At 72.1% G+C, this 23,841-nt stretch carries 20 protein-coding genes and 1 pseudogene; 10 read left to right on the top strand and 11 right to left on the bottom strand.

Features of this window, described 5'->3' with window-relative positions; all coding sequences use genetic code 11:
• The first annotated feature begins 11 nt into the window (after positions 1-11).
• On the top strand, positions 12-1,505 hold the full coding sequence (locus tag BGO37_RS08210; protein ID WP_291753834.1) for a CCA tRNA nucleotidyltransferase: 1,494 nt from the start codon (positions 12-14) through the stop codon (positions 1,503-1,505).
• On the opposite strand, the gene BGO37_RS08205 is transcribed toward BGO37_RS08210, so the two are convergent.
• Both BGO37_RS08205 and BGO37_RS08200 read right to left on the bottom strand, forming a co-directional pair.
• Complete coding sequence (locus BGO37_RS08205) at positions 1,424-2,752, bottom strand: MFS transporter (protein WP_291753833.1); 1,329 nt, start codon at positions 2,750-2,752, stop codon at positions 1,424-1,426. The two genes, BGO37_RS08210 and BGO37_RS08205, sit on opposite strands and share 82 nt — an antisense overlap.
• A gap of 34 nt (positions 2,753-2,786) precedes the next feature.
• On the bottom strand, positions 2,787-3,263 hold the full coding sequence (locus BGO37_RS08200) for a YbaK/EbsC family protein (RefSeq protein ID WP_291753832.1): 477 nt from the start codon (positions 3,261-3,263) through the stop codon (positions 2,787-2,789).
• 101 nt (positions 3,264-3,364) lie between these two features.
• On the opposite strand from BGO37_RS08200, the gene BGO37_RS08195 reads away from it, so the two are divergent.
• Together BGO37_RS08195 and BGO37_RS08190 are read left to right on the top strand one after the other, a co-directional pair.
• Positions 3,365-3,904 (top strand): sigma factor-like helix-turn-helix DNA-binding protein, encoded by a 540-nt coding sequence (locus tag BGO37_RS08195; protein WP_291753829.1) that lies wholly within the window; start codon positions 3,365-3,367, stop codon positions 3,902-3,904.
• A complete protein-coding gene (locus BGO37_RS08190; RefSeq protein ID WP_291753828.1) occupies positions 3,894-5,333 on the top strand; it encodes a hypothetical protein in 1,440 nt (479 codons plus the stop codon). Before BGO37_RS08195 ends, BGO37_RS08190 begins: the two co-directional genes overlap by 11 nt.
• Before the next feature lie 343 nt (positions 5,334-5,676).
• Here the strand turns inward: BGO37_RS08190 and BGO37_RS08185 are convergent, their stop codons facing one another.
• The 3 genes and pseudogenes from BGO37_RS08185 to BGO37_RS08175 form a co-directional block, all read right to left on the bottom strand.
• Positions 5,677-6,651: a hypothetical protein gene (locus BGO37_RS08185; RefSeq protein WP_291753825.1), complete on the bottom strand. Its 975-nt coding sequence runs from the start codon at positions 6,649-6,651 to the stop codon at positions 5,677-5,679.
• 444 nt (positions 6,652-7,095) lie between these two features.
• Positions 7,096-8,128: pseudogene (locus BGO37_RS08180) on the bottom strand (inositol-3-phosphate synthase).
• On the bottom strand, positions 8,125-8,775 hold the full coding sequence (locus BGO37_RS08175; RefSeq protein WP_291753824.1) for a PadR family transcriptional regulator: 651 nt from the start codon (positions 8,773-8,775) through the stop codon (positions 8,125-8,127). Before BGO37_RS08175 ends, BGO37_RS08180 begins: the two are co-directional and overlap by 4 nt.
• A gap of 332 nt (positions 8,776-9,107) precedes the next feature.
• On the opposite strand from BGO37_RS08175, the gene BGO37_RS08170 reads away from it, so the two are divergent.
• The 5 genes from BGO37_RS08170 to rplI all read left to right on the top strand — a co-directional run bounded on the left by BGO37_RS08170 (position 9,108) and on the right by rplI (position 13,403).
• Positions 9,108-11,609, top strand: a complete 2,502-nt coding sequence (locus BGO37_RS08170) for a transglycosylase domain-containing protein (protein WP_291753821.1) — start codon at positions 9,108-9,110, stop codon at positions 11,607-11,609.
• A 165-nt stretch (positions 11,610-11,774) separates the two neighbouring features.
• Positions 11,775-12,068, top strand: coding sequence for a 30S ribosomal protein S6 (gene rpsF, locus BGO37_RS08165; RefSeq protein WP_291753819.1), 294 nt, complete (start codon positions 11,775-11,777; stop codon positions 12,066-12,068).
• Positions 12,069-12,126: 58 nt separating this feature from the next.
• Complete coding sequence (locus tag BGO37_RS08160; RefSeq protein ID WP_291753817.1) at positions 12,127-12,636, top strand: single-stranded DNA-binding protein; 510 nt, start codon at positions 12,127-12,129, stop codon at positions 12,634-12,636.
• Positions 12,637-12,702: 66 nt separating this feature from the next.
• Positions 12,703-12,939 (top strand): 30S ribosomal protein S18, encoded by a 237-nt coding sequence (rpsR, locus tag BGO37_RS08155; protein WP_291753814.1) that lies wholly within the window; start codon positions 12,703-12,705, stop codon positions 12,937-12,939.
• Between the two features lie 14 nt (positions 12,940-12,953).
• Entirely contained in the window at positions 12,954-13,403 is a 450-nt protein-coding gene (rplI, locus tag BGO37_RS08150; RefSeq protein ID WP_291753812.1) for a 50S ribosomal protein L9, read from the top strand.
• Between the two features lie 138 nt (positions 13,404-13,541).
• On the opposite strand, the gene BGO37_RS08145 is transcribed toward rplI, so the two are convergent.
• The 6 genes from BGO37_RS08145 to BGO37_RS08120 all read right to left on the bottom strand — a co-directional run bounded on the left by BGO37_RS08145 (position 13,542) and on the right by BGO37_RS08120 (position 20,309).
• Entirely contained in the window at positions 13,542-14,261 is a 720-nt protein-coding gene (locus BGO37_RS08145) for an ABC transporter ATP-binding protein (protein ID WP_291753809.1), read from the bottom strand.
• Positions 14,248-15,246 carry an ABC transporter ATP-binding protein gene (locus BGO37_RS08140; RefSeq protein ID WP_291753808.1) on the bottom strand — a complete coding sequence of 333 codons (999 nt, stop codon included), beginning with the start codon at positions 15,244-15,246 and terminating at the stop codon, positions 14,248-14,250. The genes BGO37_RS08145 and BGO37_RS08140 overlap by 14 nt, the downstream gene beginning before the upstream one ends.
• On the bottom strand, positions 15,243-16,490 hold the full coding sequence (locus tag BGO37_RS08135; protein WP_291753805.1) for a branched-chain amino acid ABC transporter permease: 1,248 nt from the start codon (positions 16,488-16,490) through the stop codon (positions 15,243-15,245). Before BGO37_RS08135 ends, BGO37_RS08140 begins: the two co-directional genes overlap by 4 nt.
• On the bottom strand, positions 16,487-17,485 hold the full coding sequence (locus tag BGO37_RS08130; RefSeq protein ID WP_291753802.1) for a branched-chain amino acid ABC transporter permease: 999 nt from the start codon (positions 17,483-17,485) through the stop codon (positions 16,487-16,489). The genes BGO37_RS08135 and BGO37_RS08130 overlap by 4 nt, the downstream gene beginning before the upstream one ends.
• Before the next feature lie 85 nt (positions 17,486-17,570).
• Positions 17,571-18,788 (bottom strand): branched-chain amino acid ABC transporter substrate-binding protein, encoded by a 1,218-nt coding sequence (locus BGO37_RS08125; protein ID WP_291753800.1) that lies wholly within the window; start codon positions 18,786-18,788, stop codon positions 17,571-17,573.
• 168 nt (positions 18,789-18,956) lie between these two features.
• Positions 18,957-20,309: an MATE family efflux transporter gene (locus BGO37_RS08120; protein WP_291754557.1), complete on the bottom strand. Its 1,353-nt coding sequence runs from the start codon at positions 20,307-20,309 to the stop codon at positions 18,957-18,959.
• 284 nt (positions 20,310-20,593) lie between these two features.
• Between BGO37_RS08120 and dnaB the strand changes: the two genes are divergently transcribed.
• Positions 20,594-21,958: a replicative DNA helicase gene (gene dnaB / locus BGO37_RS08115; RefSeq protein WP_291754555.1), complete on the top strand. Its 1,365-nt coding sequence runs from the start codon at positions 20,594-20,596 to the stop codon at positions 21,956-21,958.
• Positions 21,959-22,050: 92 nt separating this feature from the next.
• Positions 22,051-23,799, top strand: coding sequence for a lipase family protein (locus BGO37_RS08110; protein WP_291753798.1), 1,749 nt, complete (start codon positions 22,051-22,053; stop codon positions 23,797-23,799).
• The last annotated feature ends 42 nt before the right edge of the window (positions 23,800-23,841 follow it).

Below are 23,841 nucleotides of genomic sequence, written 5' to 3'. Positions count from 1 at the left end.
AGGCTGTTCCGGTGCCACCCACCGACGCCACCGACGTGCTGCGCCGCCGCGCCGTGTCCACCCTCGCGCGGCTGGCCCCGGACGCCCTCGAGCTGGGGCGCCGGTTCACCGCGGCGGGGCACGAGCTGGCGCTCGTCGGCGGCCCGGTCCGTGACGCGTTCCTGGGCCGGCGCAGCGCCGACCTGGACTTCGCGACGTCGGCGACGCCCGACGAGACGCAGGCGCTGCTGGCCGGCTGGGGCAGCGCGCACTGGGACGTCGGCAAGCGCTTCGGCACGCTCGGCGCGCGGCGTTTCGGCAAGGGTGGCGAGCCGGACGTCGTCGTCGAGGTCACCACCTACCGCACCGACGCGTACGACCCGGGCTCGCGCAAGCCGGAGGTCGTCTACGGCGACACCCTCGAGGGCGACCTGTCGCGCCGTGACTTCACGGTCAACGCGATGGCGGTCCGGATGCCGACCCTGGAGTTCGTCGACCCCTTCGACGGGCTGGCCGACCTCGCCCGTCGGGTGCTGCGCACGCCCGTGGCGGCGACGCAGTCGTTCGACGACGACCCGCTGCGGATGCTGCGCGCGGCGCGGTTCGCCGCTCAGCTGGGGTTCGAGGTGGAGCCCGAGACGTTCGCGGCGATCGGTGCCCTCAAGGAGCGGATCGCGATCGTCTCCGCCGAGCGGGTGCGCGACGAGCTGACCAAGCTCCTGCTGGCCGACCGGCCGCGTCCGGGCCTGCAGGTGCTCGTCGACAGCGGCTTGGCGGACCTCGTCGTGCCCGAGCTGCCGGCGCTGCGCCTGGAGATCGACGAGCACCACCGCCACAAGGACGTCTACGAGCACACGCTCACCGTGCTGGACCAGGCGATCGCGCTGGAGACCGGGCCGTCCGGACCGGTCCCGGGCCCCGACCTCGTGCTGCGCCTGGCCGCGCTGCTGCACGACATCGGCAAGCCGCGCACCCGGCGCTTCGAGTCGGGCGGCGGGGTCTCGTTCCACCACCACGAGGTGGTCGGCGCGAAGCTGACCGCCAAGCGGCTCGCGGAGCTGCGCTTCGACAAGGTGACCATCCACGACGTCGCCCGCCTCGTCGAGCTGCACCTGCGGTTCCACGGCTACGGGGAGACCGGCTGGACCGACTCGGCGGTGCGCCGCTACGTCACGGACGCCGGCCCGCTGCTCGAGCGCCTCCACCGGCTGACCCGCTCGGACTGCACCACCCGGAACCGTGCGAAGGCGGCCCGCCTGGCGGCGGCGTACGACGACCTCGAGGAGCGCATCGCGCGGCTGCGCGAGCAGGAGGAGCTGGCGGCCATCCGGCCCGACCTCGACGGCACGCAGATCATGGCGATCCTGCAGATCCCGCCGGGGCGCGAGGTCGGCGAGGCGTACCGGCACCTGCTGGAGCTGCGGATGGACCGCGGCCCGCTCGGTCAGGACGTGGCGGCTTCGGAGCTGCGCTCCTGGTGGGCGTCCCGGTCCACGTCCGCGGGCGAGGACGGCGCGCGCCAGTAGAGCACCGCCCCGGCCAGGTACGCCGCGGCGAGCGCCGCGAAGGTGCCGCGGGACCAGCCGGTGTCGGGCAGCGCGACGGCGCCGAACGCGGCCGCGCCGACGAACGCGGCGTTGTAGAGGACGTCGTACAGGGCGAAGGCCCGGCCGCGGTACGCGTCGGCGGTGTCCCGCTGCACGATCGTGTCGACGGCGATCTTCGCGGCCTGCGCGGCGAAGCCGAGCACCACGGCGCCCGCGATCACCTCGGGCAGCCGCACGTTGATGACCAGCAGCACCTGGGACAGCGTCGCGACGAGCAGGCAGACGACGATCCAGCGGTGCGGGCCGCCGAGCCGCGGCGACACCACCGGGGTGACGACGACCGCGACGAAGAAGCCGGCACCGGTGGCGGCGACGATCGTCGCGAACGTCGCGATGCCCTTGCTCAGGTCGGCGGGGTCGTTGAGCAGGTTGCGCGAGATGAGGATGCTCGCCATGAGCACGACGCCGTACAGCAGGCGGTGCCACGCCATGATCGCCAGCGCCTGCGCGGGCGTGCGGCGCGCGACGAGGTAGCGGGCGCCGTCGGCCAGGCCGTGCCCGACGACACCGAGGGCCTTGCTCACCGGGGCGGCGCTGGGCTCGTCGGGCCCTAGCTGGTCCCGGCCGAGGCGCAGCGCCAGGGTGGCCGCGGTCGCCTGGAGCGCGGCCGCGACGACCAGGGCGACGGCGTCGCGGCCGCGTCCCTCGGCCATGACGAGGCTGAGCCCGGCGCCGACACCGCCGCCGACGAAGCTGGCGACCGAGCCCAAGGTCGGCGAGACCGAGTTCGCGGTGAGCAGCAGCTCGGCCGGGACGACCTTCGGCTGGGACGCCGACAGCGCGGCGAGGAGGAAGCGGTTGACGCTGAGCGTTGCCAGGGCCAGGACGTACACGGCTGGGCCGACGCCGACGGTGATCATGAGCAGCGCCACGACCAGGGTCAGCACCACGCGGACGAGGTTGCCGACGACGAGCACCTGACGGCGCCGCCACCGGTCGAGGAAGACGCCGGCCCAGGGCCCGACGATCGTGAACGGCAGCAGCAGCACGGCGAACGCGGCGGCGACCTTGCCCGCCGTGGTGGCGTTCTCCGGCGAGAAGAAGAACAGCGTCGCCAGGCCGACGGTGAACATGCCGTCGGCGCACTGGCTGACGAGCCGCACGGTCAGCAGCCGGCGGAACCCGACGAGCGGCCAGAGCGCCTTGAGGTCGCCGATCACCTGCACCTGCACAGGCTAGGGGTTCGGCGGCGCTGGCCCTCTACGACGGGATCGTCGTGACGGCCACCCAGCCGTGGGCGCGGCCCAGGACGCGCAGCTCCTCGCACGTCAGCTCGATCGCCGAGGCGGCGCTCCCGCACGCCGGGAACACGGTGTCGAACCGCTGCAGCGACGTGTCCAGGTACACGGTGGCGGCCGGTGGGTTGCCGAACGGGCATACCCCGCCGGGCTCGTGCCCGGTCAGGCGGAGGACCTCGTCGGCCACGAGCATGCGCGCCTTGAGGCCGAAGGCTGCCTTGAACGCCGCGTTGTCCACACGGGCGTCCCCGGCCGTGATCACGAGGATCGCCGTCTCCGGCGACGCGCCGCGGAAGCTCAGCGTCTTGGCGATCCGCCGCGGTTCGACCCCGAGCGCGGCCGCCGCGAGCTCCACCGTGGCCGACGAGCGAGCCGTCTCGATGACGTCGTCGGCCCGGCCGTAGCTGGCGAGGTGGGCGCGCGCCGTCTCCAGGGACATGCGGTGATGGTAGGTCCCGGGCCGGCGGCGGCCCGGGTTGGGAGACTGGGGACAACCCTGCGCAGGGTGCCGGGCGTTCTTCCGATGAAGGGAGGCGCGAGGTGGCCGGATGGGAACCCATGCTCGAGGTGGTGGCGCGCGAGCGCTACCCGCAGCTGGTGGCCCGCGCGATGCTGCTGACGCGCTCGCGCGCGGACGCCGAGGACCTGGTGCAGGACGCGCTCGTGGCGACCTTCGGTGGACGTGCGCGGTTCGATACGGCGGCGCAGGCCGAGCAGTACGTGCGCCGGGCGATCGTCAGCCGGTTCGTCGACCGGACGCGCAAGGGCGCTCGCGAGCGGGTGGCGCTCGGCCGGGTGGCCTACGACGCGCCGGCGCTGTCCGACGAGGGCGGCCTGCCCGGGTCGGTCGAGTGTGCCCTGGCGCTGCTCTCGCCCCGGCAGCGCGCCTGCGTGGTGCTGCGGCACCTCGAGGACCTCTCCGTCCACGAGACGGCGCGGGTGCTCGGCCTGTCGGAGGGTTCGGTGAAGCGGTACGTCGCCGACGGGATGGCGACGCTGACGCGTGTCCTGGGAGCGGCCGTGCCGCCGGAGCGCACCCCCGTGGTGCTGGTGAAGGAGGACGATCGCCGTGACTCGTGACATCGCCGACCTGCTCGCGGACGCCGTCGACGACCGCGCCCGAACGCTGAGCGGCCTGCTGCCGACCCCCGCGGCCTTCGCCCTGACCAGGGCGCGCATCCGGCGGCGGCGCATCGTGCGGCACTCCGTGGAGACCGGCGTCGGCATCGCCGCGTCCGGCGCGGTCGCGGCGGGCGCCTGGCTCGGCGCGCACGTGGACCGCACCCCGGCTCCTCCCGCCCAGTCGCCCTCGACGTCGGTCACCCCGACGCCGGCCCCGACGCCGGCCCCGACCCCGACGAGCGGTCCGACGACGAGCGCCGGGCCGGCCGTGACCCCGACCGCCTCGCCGGGCCTCCCGACGACCCTGGCGGCACCCGACGGCCTGCTCGCCACGACCGGTCCCGGCTGGGTGCTGGCGGCCTACCGCTCGGCGCCCGCCGACCCAGCGAGCTCCGCGGCTGTGGTGCACACGGTGGTCGCCATCGCACCGGACGGCACCCGCTACCGGCTCGTCGACCTGTCGGCCGACCAGTCCGTCGAGCTGCTCGACTGGCGGGCCGGCGACACGCGTGCCCGCGTCAGCTACGGGCCGTGGGGCGTCGACGGCAGCCTCACCGGCTGGCTCGACCTGCGCACGGGCGCGCTGACGCACGACGACCTCGGCCTGCCTGCGGGCAGCGCCTACGAGGGGCGGCTCGACGACGGCACCACCCTGTGGACGGCCAACCTCGACCCCGGCCCGGTCCAGCTGTGGGCCGTGCCTCAGGGCGGGTCAGCGCGCCTCGTCGGGCAGCTGGGGGACCACTGGACGAAGCCGCGGGTCAGCCCGTCCCAGACCCGGGTGGCCGCGCTGGCTCCGACCGCGGACTCGGTCGTCGTGCTCGACCTGGCGACAGGTGCGCGGAGCACGGTCGACCTGGCGGTGCCCGGCGGGGAGTGCGCCCTGCTCGGATGGCTCGACGATCGATCGGTCCTGGTCTCGTGCTTCGACCACGCCGGCCCGGACCCGATCGTGCAGCGCAACCCGCGGCTGGTGCAGGTCGATGTCGACACCTCGGCGCGCACGACGCTCACGACGCTCGGCGTCGGGCAGCCGTTCGCGCTCAACGGCGTCGTCGGCGTCACCGTGCGGCCCGGCGCGATCGCGTTCCCGGCGTACACGCTCGACGCCGTGATCCCGATGGGCGACGTGTGCCCCAACAGCGTGTGGGAGTGGTCGGGCGCAGCGCTGCAGCAGGTACCGGTGCCACCGGGGTCCGACACGTTCCAGCTCGCCGCGGCCGGCGGGAACCTCGACGTCGCCGCCTCGGCCGGGTGCGCCGCGCGGATCACGCCACCGTCGCTGACCCGGCTTGCGCCGGACCTCTCGCCGACGGTGCTCGCGCCGGCGCCCGACCCCTTGGGTGTCACCACGCAGACGACCCTGTCCTGGCTGATCGCCCGCTGAGCCGACGCGCCCCTCGCTGGGGAAAGGGCTCGGCCCGCCGGCCAGACCCCTCGCGCTGCGCCGAACGACCGGCCTGCTCAGCGCCCCACGTAGCCCCCGACCGCGAGGCAGACCGCCTGATGACAAGGCGGACATGCCCGACGACGAGGCGGACACCCCGGTCCGCGTCAGGCAGAGGCTCGGTCCACTCACGAGCACCCGAGCGGGCGGTCGGGCTGACCGCTCGGGCTGACCGCTCGGGCACCGCCGGAGGCGGCTTCGTCTGGCGAATACCTGCATGAACGGGTGGACCTACAGGCGCCACTCGCCTGGAAGTCCACCCGCTGGGGGGACTCGGAACGGGTCAGCTGGCCGAGCAGCGGGCGCCGCACGGGCGCGGCGTCCCGCGCCAACCGCCGGCGCGCAGGGCGACGGTCACCTGCCGCGCGACCTCGCACGGCGTCACGGCGACATGCCGCCAGCGGTACCGCAGCGTGATGTCCCCGCTGGTCAGGAGAGCACCGTTGTCGCGCCAGACGTCGTTGTCAGTGGCTCCGAACGGGTGCGCCAGCTGGCCGTCCAGCTCCACGCGGACACCGAACCCGTCGTAGACACGGTCCGCGCGGATCCACCGCCCGTCGACTTGCTCGCGCCTCTGCGCCACCGCGCGCGGCAGACCGTGTGCCCCCTCGACGTCCCGTCGGTAGCGGTGCTCGAGCGGCGACTCGATGCCTTCCGCGACCGCGCCCACCACCGCCGCGAGCAGCGCACGATGACGAAGCCACGGACGTCTCTCCATGCGCAGCGCCAGAACGTCCGGGCGCGCTCCACCTCGCACGGCGTCGCAGACGAGTCCGACGAGCTCGTCCTCCGTAGCGGCTCCGGACACGAGGCCCAGCACGGCCTCCTCCTCGTCGACCGCCCGAAGGACACCGCCCGCCCATGGCATGTGCCGGGTGCGATGCACGACGAGCCCCGGCTGCCGGGACACGGTCCGTGCGTGCGGCACGGTGACGTGGATCTCGGGACCGGGCGTGGGGAGGACGTCGCGGACGAACGCCGCCGATCGATGGGACAGCGCGGCATCCCTCCCCGCGTACAGCAGCGCGGCGCGCGCCTGCTGCCGCCAGGAGGAAGCCCCGGACTGCAGCACGAACACGCCTCGGAAGACGCGCTGCCATTCGCCATCGCGCGCTCGCCGCGAGGCGAGCTCCTGCGTGAGGCCCCACGACTCCAGCTGGGCGGTCGTTGCGACGGCATCCTGGCGAAGGGCGATGTCGAGGGCGGTGCCGCTCAGGGCGCGGAGGGCCGGTAGGGAGGCGAGCGGCGAGGATGCCATGGCGTGAACGGTGCCGGAACGCGAAGCCGGCCGCGCCGCGCCATCAACAGCCCGCCGGGCGCACGGCCGTGTCCGATGCTGGCGGGTGGACTTGCAGGCGTATGTCGCATGGAAGTCCACCCGGCAGGAGGGATACGAGCCACCTGGGCCTGCGTGCTGACGTCCTCGACATGGTCCACCGCCGCGACACCGCGGGCCCGCCGGCGCGGGCCCGCCGCCCCGCTGACGCCGCAGCGCGGCCCGCGACCGCGGGCCTGCCGGCGGGGGCCCCGCTGACGCCGCAGCGCGGCCCGCCGAGGGGGTTGGGTGGATGTGCAGATGCGGGATGCATGGGAGTCCACCCGACGTCGCCGCCAGTCGGCACACGGCAGAGGGGCCCGGCGACCGAAGTCGTCGGGCCCCTCGTGGTGCGTACCGCCGCCGCGGGCGGGTGGGGTCAGCGCGTCAGCGCTCGACCTCGCCGCGGATGAAGGACTCGAGCCGAGCGCGCCCGGCCGTGTCCTCCATCTGCACCGGCGGGGACTTGAACAGGTAGGTCGAGGGCGACAGGATCGCGCCGCCGATGCCCCGGTCCTTGGCGATCTTCACCGCGCGGATGGCGTCGATGATGATGCCGGCCGAGTTCCTCGAGGCGGACGTACGCCCACTTGCGGTCGTCGAGCCACGCGACGTAGTCGGACGGGCCGATGTGGACGTTGCGGTCGGCCTTCTTGCCGGACAGCGGGCCGTCGGTGAGGTTGGACGTGACCGACTGGGTCTTCGAGAGCTTCTTGGACTCCAGGCGCTCGCGCTCGAGCATGTTCTTGAAGTCCATGTTGCCGCCGACGTTCAGCTGGTAGGTCCGGTCGAGGATGACGCCGCGGTCCTCGAAGAGGCGGGCGAGCACGCGGTGCGTGATCGTCGCGCCGACCTGCGACTTGATGTCGTCGCCGACGATCGGCACACCGGCCGCCTCGAACTTCGCCGCCCACTCGGGGTCGGACGCGATGAACACCGGAAGGGCGTTGACCATCGCGACGCCGGCGTCGATGCAGCACTGCGCGTAGTACTTGTCGGCGACCTCGGAGCCCACCGGCAGGTACGACACGAGGACGTCGACCTTGAGGTCCTTGAGCGTCTGGACGACGTCGACCGGCTCGGCGTCGGACTCCTCGATCGTCTCCTTGTAGTACTTGCCCAGGCCGTCGTTGGTCACGCCGCGCTGGACGATGACGCCGGTCGGCGCCACGTCGGCGATCTTGATGGTGTTGTTCTCCGAGGCGTTGATGGCCTCGGCGAGGTCGAACCCGACCTTCTTCGCGTCGACGTCGAATGCGGCGACGAACTCGACGTCACGGACGTGGTACGGGCCGAACTGCACGTGCATGAGGCCAGGCACCTTGCTGTCGGCCTCGGCGTCCTTGTAGTACTGAACGCCCTGGACCAGCGACGAGGCACAGTTGCCCACGCCGACGATGGCCACGCGGATGGCGGTCATCCTCGCTCCTTCTCCGGTGATGTTCCCGCCGGGGTCGTGTCCTCGGCGTGGGGGGTCGCACCGGCCGGGTGGCCGGCGCTGCGGTTCCGAGCGCTGGCGACGCCGCGCTCGTTGTCGATGAGACCGTCGAGCCAGAGCACCTCACGCTCGACCTGCTCCAGGCCGTGCCGCTGCAGCTCGAGGGTGTACTCGTCCATGCGCTCGCGGGTGCGGGTGAAGGACTGCCGGATGTTCTCCAGCCGTTCCGTCAGCCGGGTGCGCCGTCCCTCGAGGATGCGCAGCCGCGTCTCGGCGTCGGTCTGCGCGAAGAGCGCGAACCGCACGTCGAAGTTCTCGTCCTCCCAGGCGGCGGGGCCCGACGAGGCCAGCACCTCGGCGAGGTGCTCCTTGCCGTCCGCCGTCAGCTGGTACACGATCTTTGCGCGGTGGCTGGCCAGCGCCCGGTCGGCGGTGGTCGGCGACTCCGCCCCGGTGATCCAGCCGCGCTCGACGAGCCCGCGCAGGCACGGGTACAACGAGCCGTACGACAACGCGCGGAACGACCCCAGCATGAGGTTGAGCCGCTTGCGCAGCTCGTACCCGTGCATGGGCGATCCGGCGAGCAGGCCGAGGATGGCCGGCTCGAGGACGTCGGAACGACCGCGCACGGCACCTCCCCTTTTCGTCGGACGATGTATCAGATCGATACATCAAGGGAGTATGTCCGGCCGATGTGTCGAGCACAAGTTCCTGCGTGAGCCCGCCGTTCAGCGGCGCGCCCGCCGCGGAGCCGACAGGCGATGCCGCAGGCCGCTGCCCCGCCGCCGACCTGTGGTCGCTCCGCCACCGACCGGCGGCGGAGCAGTAGCGATCATGTGAAGGTGCGAAGGGGCCCGGCGTCGCTCGCGGGCCCGCCCAGATCGCTCGGCCATACTGATCTGCGCGGCGCGCACGCCCGTCGGTCGGCGCGCCCTCCCCCATCCGCAGGAGGTCTCTTCGCGTGTCAGGCAGCAGCGGGCATCCCACGCCGCCGCGGCGGGCCTCGTCGTCCGCCGGCCGCGGCCAGGCCGGTGCGGGACGTCCGGTCCCGACCCGCGCCGCCGCCGGCACGCGTGGCACCCCCGCGCCGCGGTCGTCGCGGCCGCGCACGACGAAGGGGCGCGCGACGAACGGACGCGGCCCGGGCGGCAAGCGCCGCCTCATCGACTACCCGCGCCAGGGCTACACGGGCCCGCGCCGGTGGCTGCCGTCGTGGCGGTTCCTCCTCGGCGGGATGCTCGGGATCGCCTTCCTCGCGCTCGGCGCCCTGTTCGGCATGTACTGGTTCCTCAAGGTGCCGCCCCCGAACGCCGCGGTGCAGTACCAGACGTCGACCGTGTACTTCGCGGACCAGGCGAGCGGCGCTCGCGGCACGCAGATGGGCCAGTTCGCGCAGATGAAGCGCGAGATCGTCCCCAAGGGCACCATCCCGAAGTCCATGGGCGAGGGCCTGGTGGCCATGGAGGACCACACCTTCTACGAGAACTCCGGCATCGACCTCAAGGGCATGGCCCGGGCGCTGCTCAACAACGTGACGGGCGGGTCCCAGCAGGGGGCGTCGACCCTGACGCAGCAGTACGTGAAGAACTACCTCATCGGCCGGACGACGACGAACTACGTGGGCAAGCTCCGCGAGGCGATGCTGGCGCTGAAGATCTCCAAGACCGTGTCGAAGGACGAGATCCTCGACCGCTACCTCAACACCATCTACCTGGGCCGTGACTCCTACGGCGCGCAGGCCGCCGCGCAGGCGTACTTCGGCGTCGACGCGAAGGACATGACGGTCGCGCAGACCGCGCTGCTCGTGGGGATCACGCCGTCGCCGAACTCGTGGGACCCGGCCACGGCGCCGGACAAGGCGCAGGCGCGCTGGAACCTCGTGCTCGACGCGATGGTCAAGTACGGCTACCTCGACCAGGCCACCCGCGCCACGCTGACGTTCCCGGCGACGATCCCCTACACGCCGAGCAACACGTTCCAGGGCACCAACGGCTACCTGCTGCAGATGGTGACCGACGAGCTCCAGGCGGACGCGGGCCTGTCGCGGGACGACATCAACCGCGGCGGCTACACCATCGTCACGACGGTCGACGAGGCGGTGCAGAAGGAGGCCGTGCGCGCGGTCGACGACCTGACCAGCGGGAAGCTCGCCGGCGCCAAGCCGAGCCCCCTGCTGCGCGTGGGCGTCACCTCGATCGACCCCGCGACCGGGGGGATCGTCTCCCTCTACGGCGGTCCGGACTACCTCAAGGACGCCCGCAACACGGTGACCTTCGAGAAGATCCAGCCCGGGTCGACGTTCAAGCCGTACACGCTCATCGCCGCCCTCGAGCAGGGCATCGGGCTGAAGACGACGTTCAACGGCCGCAGCCCGCAGACGCTCCCGGGCTGGGACTCGACGAACAAGGCGGTGACGAACTTCGGCAACGAGCAGTTCGGCAACATCGACCTGCCGACCGCGACCGCCGGTTCCGTCAACACGGTGTACGCGCAGCTCAACCTCAAGGTCGGCCCGGACAAGGCCAAGGACGTCGCGGCGCGCGCGGGGGTCACCATCCCGCAGCCGGCGGTCCCGTCCAACGTGCTGGGTACCGGCGAGGTCCACGTCCTCGACCAGGCCTCCGGCTACGCGACGATCGCCTCCGGCGGCCTGTACGTGGCGCCGCACATCGTCGCCAAGGTGCTCAACCCCGACGGGAGCGTGGCGTACAGCGCGAAGCCCAGCCCCAAGAGGGTGTTCGCCGCCGACGTCATCGCCGACACCACCTACGCGATGCAGCAGCCGGTGCAGATGTCGATCGGCACGGCGCACGCGTACATCAAGCCGCTCGGCGTGCCGATCGCCGGCAAGACCGGCACGTCGGAGGACAACAAGAGCGCGTGGTTCGTCGGCTTCACGCCGAAGATCGTCACCGCGGTCGCGATGTTCCAGAACGGTGCCGACGGCACCTCCCTCGACAGCATCACGCCGTTCGGCACGAAGTCCCAGGTCACCGGTGGCACCTGGCCGGCCAAGCTCTGGGCCGATTACATGAAGCCGGTCCTGGCGATGCCGGCGTGGCAGGCCACGACGTCCTTCCCGCCCCCGGCGTGGATCGGCAGCCCGCCGACGCCGACCGCCACCGCCACCGCCGCGCCGACGGACACGGCGACGCCGACCGCGACGCCGACCCAGGCGCCGACCCAGGTCGCGGTGCCGATCATCCCGCCCGGCACGCTCGAGGACGACGCCAAGGCCACGCTGATCGGGGCCGGCCTGCAGCCGGCGGTGACGAACCAGCCGTCCGCCACCGTGCCGACGGGCCGCGTCATCAGCGTCGACCCGGTGCCGGGCACGCTGGTGGCGCCGGGCTCGACCGTGACCCTCGTCGTCTCGTCCGGGCCACCCCCGACGCAGACGCCGAGCCCGCCACCCACGCAGCCCCCCGCGACGCAGACGCCGACGCCCTCGCCGACGAAGTAAGGCGAAGCAAGGCGAAGCAAGGACCCGGATTGGGAGGCGGTCCGCCGGGCCGCTATCCTGAGCCGTTGCCGTGTGCGCTCGTCGGACGACGAGGCCTGCGCGGCAGACGCACACAACCCTCCTGTCACGGACCGACCGTGACCGCGAAGACCAGAGGAGGTGGGTATGAGCCTGCGTCAGTACGAGATCATGATCATCCTCGACCCCGAGATCGAGGAGCGGACGGTCGCCCCGTCCCTCGACAAGTACCTCACCGTCGTGAAGAGCGACGGCGGGTCTGTCGACAAGGTCGACATCTGGGGTCGTCGGCGCCTGGCCTACGACATCAAGAAGAAGGCCGAGGGCATCTACGCCGTGGTCAACTTCACCGCCGAGCCGGCCACCGCCAAGGAGCTCGACCGTCAGCTCGGCCTCAACGAGGTCGTCCTGCGGACCAAGGTGCTACGCACCGACTCCTGAGTGTGGGCGCACGCCGCTAGCGTGCGCGACCTACGTCGACGAACTGTGAGGAGCTGGCATGGCTGGTGAGACCCAGATCACGGTGATCGGGAACCTGACGGCGGACCCGGAGCTGCGCTTCACCCCGTCCGGGGCGGCCGTGGCGAACTTCACCGTCGCGTCGACCCCGCGCACCTTCGACCGCCAGAGCAACGAGTGGAAGGACGGGGAGACCCTGTTCCTCCGCTGCTCGATCTGGCGGGAGGCGGCCGAGTCGGTCGCCGAGTCGCTCACCAAGGGCACCCGCGTCATCGTCACCGGCCGCCTGGTCTCCCGGTCCTACCAGGACCGCGAGGGCCAGAACCGCACGGTGTTCGAGGTACAGGTCGACGAGGTCGGCCCGTCGCTGCGCTACGCCACGGCCAAGGTCACCCGGACCCAGCGGTCGGGCGGTGGCGGCGGCGGCTTCGGCGGCGGCGGCTTCGGCGGCGGCTCCGGCTCGTCTGCCTCCTCGGGCCCGGTCGACGACCCGTGGGCCACGCCCTCCGGCGGCTCGTCGGGCGGCTACTCCGACGAACCGCCGTTCTGACAGATCCCTTTTCCAGTCCCATCCCCGGGTGACCCCCGGGGCTCCTAGATCCTGAGGAGCACCACGATGGCCAAGCCCGTCGTTCGCAAGCCGAAGAAGAAGAGCAACCCGCTCAAGACGTCGAAGATCGACGTCATCGACTACAAGGACACCGCGCTGCTGCGCAAGTTCATCTCGGACCGCGGCAAGATCCGCGCGCGCCGGGTGACCGGGGTGTCCGTCCAGGAGCAGCGGGCGATCGCCCGCGCCGTGAAGAACGCCCGCGAGATGGCCCTGCTGCCGTACTCGTCGTCGGCGCGCTGAGGAAGGACACCGACATGGCGAAGATCATCCTGACCCACGAGGTGACCGGTCTGGGCGCCGCGGGTGACGTGGTCGAGGTCAAGGACGGGTACGCCCGCAACTACCTCCTGCCGCGCAACCTGGCGATGCCGTGGACCAAGGGCGCCGAGAAGGACGTCACCGCGATCCGCAAGGCCCGCAAGGCGCGCGAGATCGCCACGCTGGACGAGGCCAAGGCGACGCGTGACGCGCTGCAGGCCAAGACGGTGGTCGTGTCGGCGAAGGCCGGCGCCTCGGGCCGCCTGTTCGGCGCGGTGACCAGCACCGAGATCGCCGCGGCCGTCGCCGCGGCCGGCGCCCCGACGATCGACAAGCGTCGCATCGAGGTCGCCCAGGCGATCAAGGCGGTCGGCGACTACACCGTCCAGGTGCGGCTGCACCCGGAGGTGTCCGCGAAGGTGACCGTCAAGGTCGTCGCGGCCTGACACCGCTGGACGAGAGGGGCCCGAGCCACCCGGCTCGGGCCCCTCTCTCACGTCCACCCCCTTGTTCACTTTCCTGAAGGATCGGTCGCGAATCGCGACTCGATCTTCAGGAAAGTGAAGGGTGGGGTGCGACGGGGGTCAGGCGACACCCAGGTAGGCCTGCTTGACCGCGGGATCAGCCAGCAGCTCCTTGCCCGGACCCGTCGACACCACCTCGCCGGTCTCGAGGATGTAGGCGCGGTCGGAGCGGGACAGGGCCTGCTGGGCGTTCTGCTCGACGAGCAAGATCGTGGTACCGGTCGAGTTGATCTCGGTGACGGTGCGGAAGATCGTCTGGATCATCATCGGCGCCAGGCCCATCGAGGGCTCGTCGAGCAGGAGCAGCCGGGGCCGGGCCATGAGGGCCCGGCCGATGGCGAGCATCTGCTGCTCGCCGCCGGACAGGGTGCCGCCCACCTGGGTGCGGCGCTCCTGCAGGCGCGGGAACAGCGCGTACACGGCGGCAAGCGTCTCGTCGTGCTCGGCCCTCGTCTTGAAGGTCCGCGCGTACGCGCCCATCTCGAGGTTCTCCAGGACGGTCATCCCGGGGAACACGCCGCGCCCCTCGGGCGCCTGGACGATGCCGGCGAGCACACGCTCGTGCGCCTTCATGCGGGAGATGTCGCGGCCGTCGAACCACACCGAGCCGCGGGACAGCGGCCGGATCCCGGAGATCGCGCGCATCGTCGTCGTCTTGCCCGCGCCGTTGGCGCCGATGAGCGTGACGAGCTCGCCCTCCTCCACGGTGAGCGAGATGCCGCGCACGGCCTCGATGCGCCCGTACGAGACCGTGAGGTCCTTGAGCTCAAGCAGTGGCATCGTCGGGCACCCCCAGGTAGGCGGCGATGACGGCCGGGTCGGAGGAGACCTCGGCCGGCACGCCGTCGGCGATCTTGCGGCCGAACTCGAGGACGACCACCCGGTCCGTCACGCCCATGACCAGGCGCATGTCGTGCTCGATGAGCAGCACGGTGTACCCGTCGTCGCGGATCTTGCGGATGAGGTCCTGCAGCTCGGCCTTCTCCGTCGGGTTGAAGCCGGCGGCGGGCTCGTCGAGGCAGAGCAGCTTCGGCTCGGTGGCCAGGGCCCGGGCGATCTCCAGGCGGCGCTGGTCGCCGTAGGGCAGGTTGCGCGCCTTCTGGGTGGCCCGGCGGCCGATGCCGACGAACTCCAGCAGGGCCATGCCGCGCTCGAGGGCGTCCTGCTCCTCGGTCCGGTGCCGGCGGCTGCGGAACAGGGCGCCCGGCACCGAGGTGCGGTGCCGCGCGTCGGTGCCGACGACGACGTTCTCCAGGGCGGTCATGTCGGAGAACAGCCGGATGTTCTGGAACGTGCGGGCGATGCCCAGGCGCGTGATCTGGTTCCGCTTGATCGCGCCGAGGGGCCGGCCGTCGAAGACCACCTGACCGCTCGTCGGCCGGTAGACGCCGGTCATCGCGTTGAAGCACGTCGTCTTGCCCGCGCCGTTGGGTCCGATGAGGCCGAGGATCTCACCGCGGCGGATCTCGAACGACACCCCGTCCAGGGCGACGAGGCCGCCGAACCGCATGGTGACGGCCTCCATCCGGAGCAGCGCCGCGCCGACCTCCGTGCGGATCCGCCGGTCCGGGGCGACGAGCTGGGCCACCGCCTCCGGGTCGGCCAGCACGGGATCGACGTCCGCCAGGTCGACGGCGACCTGCGCGACGCCGCCGTCGGGGAGGAACTCCTCCTCGACGGAGTCCTGCGTGAGGTACTCCTCGGCGCCGAGGTGCTGGTCGGTGTGCTCGGCGCCGGCCTGCGGGTCGTTCGGTCCGATGCTCATCGGGCACCGTCCTCGTCGGCCGCGGGCAGGCGGCCGGCAGCCGCCAGGGCAGCCCTGCGTGCCACGACGTAGACCTCGCGGCCGTAGCTCAGCAGCTTCTGGCGCGCCGGGAACAGGCCCTGCGGCCGGAAGATCATCAGCGTCATGAGGGCCAGGCCGAAGAACAGGTACTTGTAGTCGGCGATCGCGTTGCCGTCGATGGGGATGCCGAACAGGTCGGAGCGGCCGAGGAAGAAGTTCGGCAGGTACACGATGATGAACGCCCCGAGGATGACGCCGAGCTTGTTCCCCTGCCCGCCGACGATGACGGCGCACAGGAAGAGCATCGAGTTGATGACGTTGAACGTCGGCGGGCTGACGAACTGCACCTGACCGGCGTAGAGGACGCCGGACAGGCCGCCGATCGAGGCGCCGATGAGGAATGCCCACAGCTTGAACTTGAAGGTGGGCACGCCCATGATCTCGGCGGCGTCCTCGTCCTCGCGGATCGCGACCCAGGCACGGCCCACGCGGGACCGCTCGAGGTTCCCGACGAAGAGCAGCACGACGATGATCAGCGCCAGCGACACCCAGTACCACCAGGTGCCGAAGTTCAGCGGCAGGTGGGTGTTGCCGGCGGAGAAGACGCCCTTGGTGCGGGTGGGGGTCTGGCCGACCAGCGGGAACGCGATGCCCGAGAGCCCGCGGCCGCCGCCGGTGATGTTCTGCAGGTTGTCGGCCAGCAGCCGGACGATCTCGCCGAACCCCAGGGTCACGATCGCGAGGTAGTCGCCACGCAGCCGCAGGGTCGGCGTGCCGAGGATCAACCCCGACACCGCGGTGACCGCGATGGCGATCGGGAGGGCGAACACCCACGCCCAGTGCCGCGACAGCCAGGTGTCGGTCTGGTTCCACGGGCTGTCGGGGCTGGTCAGCAGGCCGACGGTGTACGCGCCGATGGCGTAGAACCCGACGTACCCCAGGTCCAGCAGGCCGGCCTGGCCGACGACGACGTTGAGGCCGATGGCCAGCAGCGCGTACATGCCGAACTGGGCGAGGACGCCGCCGAAGTCGGTGCCCTGGGTGGTGAGGATCGGCGGCCGCAGGATCGGCAGGGCGGCCAGCAGCGCGATGAAGGGGACGCCGATGCCCCACTGGTACGGCCGCGGCAGAGCCGACCACCACAGCCGCAGGCGGTCGCCGGCGCCCAGGTGGGGGGCCGGGGGCGCGGTCGGGGCCGTCTCGGCGATGCGTGTCGTCGTCATGCGCGGGCCCTCCCCAGCGACTCGCCCAGGATGCCGGTCGGCCGGAACATGAGCACCAGCACGAGGACCACGAACGCCACGACGTCGCGCCACTCGTTGCCGAACACCGTCTGGCCGTACATCTCCATGACGCCGAGCAGGAGGCCGCCGAGCAGGGCGCCGCGCAGGTTCCCGATGCCGCCGAGCACGGCCGCGCAGAACGCCTTGATGCCGAGGATGAAGCCGCCGTTGTAGATGATCCCGTTGGGCACCCGCAGCGTGTAGAGCAGGGCCGCGGCGCCGGCCAGGACGCCGCCGATGAGGAACGTCAGCATGATGACCCGCTCGCGCGAGACGCCCATGAGGGTCGCGGTGACCGGGTCCTGGGCGACGGAGCGGATGCCGCGCCCGAACTTGGTGCCGTTGATGAAGCGGTCGGTCGCGAAGGCGAGGGCGAGCGCGGAGACGACGATGGCGATGTCGACGTTCGTCACGGTGGCGCCGAAGATCGTGAACTGGGTCGACGGTGACACCAGGCGGATCGGCTGCTGCGCGTTGAGGCCGCCGAGCGTGTTGTTCGTCAGCTTCGGCAGGACGAAGTGCACGAACTCCTGCAGGACGAAGGACGCGCCGATGGCGGTGATGAGGAAGACGAGCGCGGGGGCGCCACGCCGGCGCAGCGGACGGTAGGCGACCCGCTCCAGGCCGACGGCGGCGGCGCCGGAGACGACCATGCCGCCGATCATCGCCAGCCCGAGGTACATGAGGGTCTGCGCGACGCCCATGTCGTACGCGTCCCCCTGGGGGGCGAAGCCGAACATCATGAGGGCCGCGTACTGGCCGAACATGCCGAGCATGAAGATCTCGGAGTGCGCGAAGTTGATGAGGCGCAGCACGCCATAGACGAGCGTGTAGCCGACCGCGACGAGCGCGTAGATCGAGCCGTAGGTCAGTCCGCTGATGGTCAAGGCCCAGAAGCTGTGGCCCAGGGCGCCGATGTCGAAGCTGGCGAGCAAGGAGGGTTCCTCCCACGGGAGACGAGATCAGGGACGAGCGACGGCGGCCCGGGCCCCCTGGAGGAGGCCCGGGCCGCCGTGGACCTCACTTCACCTGGTAGATCCAGATGAGGGCCGAGGAGAGCTCGCCGGTCGAGTCCCACTGGTAGTGACGGGCCAGACCGTCACCGGAGTACCCCTTGACGAAGTTCACGACCGAGGCGCGGTCCTTCGCGCCGCCGTCGATCGCCTTGAGCACGATCGTCGCCAGGTCGTACGCCTCGACGGAGTAGACACCGGAGGAGACGTTGAACGCCGCCTCGTAGGCCTTCTCGAAGTCGGCCGGGGCCGGGCCGCAGGGGCAGGAGAGGAGGGCGCCCTTGGAGGCGGAGCCGGCCTGCTTGACGAACTGCGGGTCGTTGGTGCCGTCGGCGGAGACGAACGTGGCGGTCACGCCGCCGGTGCGCAGCTGAGCGACGAACGGGGCCGCCTCGGCGTAGTAACCGGAGTAGAAGATCGCGTCCGGGGCGGCGCTCTTGATCGACTGCACGGCCGACGAGAAGTCCTTGTCGCCGGTCTTCACCGACAGGGCGCAGCTGGCGTCCGCCGCCGAGCCGAGCCCGGTCGTGATCTGCTGGGCCAGGCCGACGCCGTAGTCGGAGTCGTCCTTGACGACGCAGACCTTCTTGAAGCCCGCGGTGTTGACCATGTACGCCGCCACGGAGGGGCCCTGGACGGCGTCGTTCGCGAGGCCGCGGAAGAAGTTGTTCCAGCCGTTGGTCGTCAGGGCGGGGTTCGTCGCCGACGCGGTGAGGGACAGCAGCCCGGCGTCGTGGAACGCGGCACCGGTCGCCTTCGTCTCGCCCGAGAACGCCGGGCCGATGAGGCCGATGACGTTGGCGTCGTTGATGATCTGGGTCGCCACGGCGGGCGCCTTGGCCGGGTCGCCCTCGGTGTCGAAGCCCTTGAACTGGACCTGGCAGTCCTTGTTCGCGTCGTTGTGCTGCTTGATCGCGAGCTTGACGCCGTTGGCGATGTTGATGCCGAGGGCGGCGTTGGCACCCGTGAGGGCACCGGCCATGGCGATCGTGGTCGTCGAGGCGCAGGTCGCCTTGCCGTCGCCGGCCGGGTTCGCGGCGGTCCCGCCCGCCTGGGACTTGACCTCCTTGCCGGCCTTGTCGATCTGGACGAGCGGCTGGATCGTCAGCGCGCCACTGGTTCCCGTGGACGACGCGCTCGGAGCCTTCGAGGAACACCCGACGAGCACGAGCCCGGCAATCGTGACGAGCGCCACGCCTGCAAGGCGCGGTGTCGAACTGCGCATGTGCTACCTCCGTGGTTGTGGGCACGCGGGGCGCCCGGATCCTCGACCCGTCAGCGTCGAGTAGGGCGTCAACGTAGGCCCGTAGCGTTTCGGTTGCGTTACCTCAGCACAACGACGGATCACGATTCAAGAACCCGTCGCTGCAGCGAGATCAGCACGTCGGGGACGTCAGCGTCGATCCGATCCCGGTACTGTCCACCCAGAACCCCGGGCGCGCCACCCCGTGGTCAGGGCGCGGGACGCGAGGAAGACGCCCGCGAAGGCCGCCCACAGCCACGCCAGCCCGGCCGGCCCGCCCGGGGCCCAGGCGCGGACGGCCAGCACGGCGGGCAGGTAGACGACGAGGGTGACGAGGCCCGCCCTGGCGAGGAAGACGCCGTCCCCGGCGCCGATGAGCACGCCGTCGAGCACGAAGACCCACCCGGCCATCGGCAGGCACGCCGCCGCGACGAGGAGGGCGGCCGTGGCGGCGCGGCGCACCTCGTCGTCCGCGGAGAACGCCCGGACGAGCCACGGCCAGGCGGCGCCGACGACGACGGCGAGCGCGGCGCCCAGGGCGACTCCCCACGTCAGGGTGCGGCGCAGGAGCGCCCGGGCGAGCACCACGTCGCCGGCGCCGAGGGCGTGCCCGACGAGCGCCTGCGCGGCGATCGCGAGCGCGTCGAGGGCGAACGCCGTCAGGCCCCACACCGCGTTGACCACCTGGTGCCCGGCGAGCACGGCGGTGCCGAGGCCGGCGGCCACCCAGGTGGTGAGGACGATGGCGGCGCGCAGGGTCGCGGTGCGCACCAGCAGCGGAGCGCCCGCCCGCGCCGAGCCGCGCAGGCCCCCGGCCGTCGGGGTGACGCGCACCCCACGTCGTCGGGCACCGCGTACGACGAGCGTGCCGAGCCACGCCGCCATGGCCAGCTGCGTGGCGGCCGTGCCCAGCCCGGACCCGGCGATGCCGATGCGGGCGCCGAGCACGAGGAGCGCGTTGAGGCCGGCGTTGACGGCGGCGCCGGTGGCCGCGACGAGCAGCGGGGTGCGCGTGTCCTGCAGGCCGCGCAGCACGCCGGTCGCGGCCAGCACCGCGAGCATCCCGGGCAGGCCGGGCGCGGAGGCGCGCAGGTACGCCACGGCCTGGCGCGCGACCTCGTCGTGCGCCCCGAGCAGCGCCGCCAGCCAGGGTGCGCCGAGCACGACGGCGGCCCCCAGCGCGATCCCCAGGCCCACCGCCAGCCACAGGCCGTCGATGCCCGAGCGGAGCGCGCCCGGCTCGTCGTCCGCGCCGAGCCGGCGCGCCACGGCCGCCGTCGTCGCGTAGGCGAGGAACACGCAGAGCCCGACGACGGTGGTCAGCACGGTGGACGCGAGGGCGAGGCCGGCGAGCGGCGCGGGGCCGAGCCGGCCCACGATGGCGGAGTCGACGAGGACGAAGAGGGGCTCCGCGACGAGCGCCCCGAGGGCCGGGACGGCGAGCGCCAGGACCTGGCGGTCGATCGTGGACGAAGTGTGTCCACTAGGTGAAATCCTGGCCAACTCGCCCCATGTGGTCCGGTTCCACAGGCCGTGCACAGTGACGGTGCAGGTCGCTGAGCCGCAGGAATGCGGTGCGCGACCAGTATCCACAGTCCTTTCCACGACCTGTGCACAGCGGCCCCGCACCCGTCCCCAACCGGTCCACAACCGCTGTGGACGACGCTGTTGTGCCCCCCGGTGCGGCCCCCTAGCCTCGGGTGGTCATCGGTCCCGGAGGACCGGTTGTCAGTGCCCTCTGAGAACGTGTGTTCGAGGCTGCGCGGAACGATTCGGGGTGGGTGCTGGTGACGATCGAGGATCTCGAGTACGGCCTGTCGGCCGGACCGGGCGGGCCCGATCGGACGCCTCCGCAGGACGTCGACGCGGAGCGCTCGGTCCTCGGCGGCATGATGATCAGCAAGGACGCGATCGCCGACGTCGTCGAGGTGCTGCGCGGCAACGACTTCTACCGGCCCGCGCACGAGCTGGTCTACGAGGCGATCCTCGACCTGTACGGACGCGGCGAGCCGGCGGACGCGATCACGGTGGCCGACGAGCTGACCAAGCGCGGCGAGCTCGGGCGCATCGGGGGCGCGCCCTACCTCCACACCCTCATCGCCACGGTCCCCACCGCCGCCAACGCCGGCTACTACGCGCGGATCGTGCGCGAGCGGGCCATCCTGCGCCGGCTCGTCGAGGCCGGCACGCGCATCACGCAGCTGGGGTACGGCTCGGACGGCGGCGACGTCGACGAGCTGGTCAACACCGCCCAGGCCGAGGTGTACGCGGTCACCGAGCGGCGCGCGAGCGAGGACTACGTCCCGCTGTCGGAGATCATCGGCGCCACGGTCGACGAGATCGAGGCGGCCGGCCACCACGGCGACGGCATGAAGGGCGTCCCGACCGGGTTCGCCGACCTCGACAAATTGACCAACGGGTTGCACCCGGGACAAATGATTGTTATTGCCGCCAGGCCTGCCATTGGAAAATCGACCCTAGGTATCGACATAGCGCGTTCGGCAGCAATTAAACACCATTTGACGTCGGTCGTCTTCTCGCTCGAGATGAGCCGCAACGAGATCACCATGCGCCTGCTGTCTGCCGAGGCGCGCGTCCACCTGCAGAAGCTCCGCACCGGCCAGATGGGCGAGGAGGACTGGACCAAGGTCGCGTCCACCATGGGCAAGATCTCGGACGCCCCCCTGTTCATCGACGACTCGCCGAACATGTCGCTCATGGAGATCCGCGCCAAGTGCCGGCGGTTGAAGCAGCGGCACGACCTCAAGCTGGTCGTCATCGACTACCTGCAGCTCATGTCCTCCGGCAAGCGGGTCGAGTCGCGCCAGCAGGAGGTCTCGGAGTTCTCGCGGGCGCTGAAGCTTCTCGCGAAGGAGCTCGAGGTCCCTGTCATTGCGATCTCGCAGCTCAACCGAGGCCCTGAGCAGCGGCAGGACAAGAAACCAATGTTGAGCGACCTTCGCGAAAGTGGCAGCATCGAACAAGATAGCGATGTCGTCATATTGCTGCATCGCGAAGATGCATACGAAAAAGAATCGCCACGCGCCGGCGAGGCTGATCTGATCGTCGCAAAGCACAGAAATGGCCCCACCGACACCATCACGGTGGCATTTCAGGGACACTTCTCGCGCTTCGTCGACATGCAGATGTAGCCGCGCGGCGGCGTCCGGTCCGCCGAGCTCCGCCGCACGCCGTCGTCGTGCCCGTGCGGGTCCGTGCGGGCGCGCGCACGTAGCGTGTGCCTGTGACCTCGACGGAAGGATCCCGCCGTGGGCCCCGGGTGCCGGGGTGGCTCGTCGCGGTGGCCGGGGTGGTCGCGGCCGTGCTCGGGGTGCTTCTGCTGCTCGACCCGTTCCGGTCGCTGGCCGTCCTCGTGGCGGCCGTAGTGCTCGCGCTGGTGCTGCTCGGGGTCGGCGACCTCGCGGCCGCCGCCCGCGCGGACGGGTCGCGGCTCCGATGGCTCACGGGCGCCGTGTGGCTGGCGGCCGCGCTCGCGGTGCTGGTCTGGCCGGGGATCACCATCCGGGTGCTGGCCGCCGTCGCCGGCCTCGCCGCGGTGCTGGCCGGCGCCCGCCGCCTGGCGGCGGGCATCCGCGGCACCGACGAGCAGCGGGTCACGGCGGTGCTCCTCGGGGCGGCTGGGGTCGCCGCGGGCGGGGTGCTGCTCGCGTGGCCCGACATCACGGTGTTCGTCGTCGCGGTGGCCTGCGGGGTGACGCTCGTCGTCCAGGGTGCGACCCACGCCTGGAACGCGGGCCAGCCGCGCACCAGGCCGGCGACCAGGACGCGCGCCCGCCGCTTCGCACGCACCGGGGGCGCGGTCGCCGCCGTCCTGGTCGTCGCGTTGCTCGTCTCGCTCAGCGTGGTGCTGCACCGCGCGCGCCCGTCGCCCGACGCCTTCTACACCCCGCCCGCCGCCGTCCCGGGCGCGCCAGGGCAGCTGCTGCGCAGCGAACCGTTCACCCGCGGCATGCCGGCGGACGCCCACGCGTGGCGCATCCTCTACACGACGACCCGCGACGATGGTGTCTCCGCGGTGGCCAGCGGGCTCGTGCTCGTCGGGAAGGACGCGCCGGCCGGGCCGCGGCCGGTCATCGCCTGGGCGCACGGCACCACCGGGTACGCCGAGCAGTGCGCCCCCACGGTGCTCGACGACCCGCTGGGCGCGGGCGCGATGCCGGCGCTCGGGGACGTCGTCGTGCAGGGCTGGGTGCTCGTCGCCACGGACTACGTGGGCCTCGGCACGGCGGGTCCGCACCCGTACCTCGTCGGGCAGGCGGAGGGCCGGTCGGTGCTCGACGCCGTGCGCGCCGCGCGGCAGCTGGGCGGCGTCTCGCTGTCCGACCAGACGGTGGTGTGGGGTCACTCGCAGGGCGGGCACGCCGCGCTGTGGACCGGGATCATCCAGCCGACGTACGCCCCGGACGTGCCGCTGCTCGGGGTGGCGGCGCTGGCGCCGGCGACCGACCTGCCCGCGCTCGTCGGGCACCTCGACAGCCTGTCGATCGGCAGCCTGTTCGCGGCCTACGTGGTGCAGGCGTACTCCCAGGTCTACCCGGACGTGCGGTTCGACGACGTGGTGCGGCCCGGCGCGCGCGTGCAGGTGCGCGAGATGGCCGACCGGTGCCTGTCGGAGCCGAAGGTCGTGGTCTCCGTGCTCCAGGCGCTGATGTTCCGGCAGACGATCCTCGCGCGGGGCGTGTTGCAGGGGCCGTTCGCGCAGCGGCTCGCGCAGAACGTGCCGACCGGGCCCATCTCGGAGCCCGTGCTCATCGGCCAGGGCGAGGCCGACCCGCTCATCCTGCCGGCGATGCAGCAGGCGTACGTCGCCGCGCGGTGTGCCGACGGCTGGCCGATCGACTACCGCACCTACCCCGGCCGGGACCACGGCGGCGTGGTCGCGGACGGGTCGCCGCTGGTCCCGGAGCTGGTGCGGTGGACCGAGGACCGGTTCGCGGCCAGGCCGGCGGCGTCGACCTGCGCCGCCCGGTAGCGCCGGCCACCCGCCCGCTGCGACGCCGCGACCCGGTAGCGA

Source organism: Cellulomonas sp. 73-92, assembly GCF_001898175.1.
GTDB lineage: Bacteria > Actinomycetota > Actinomycetes > Actinomycetales > Cellulomonadaceae > Cellulomonas.
The sequence above is the reverse complement of the archived record's forward strand: the minus strand, read 5'-3'. Positions and strand labels throughout refer to the sequence as shown.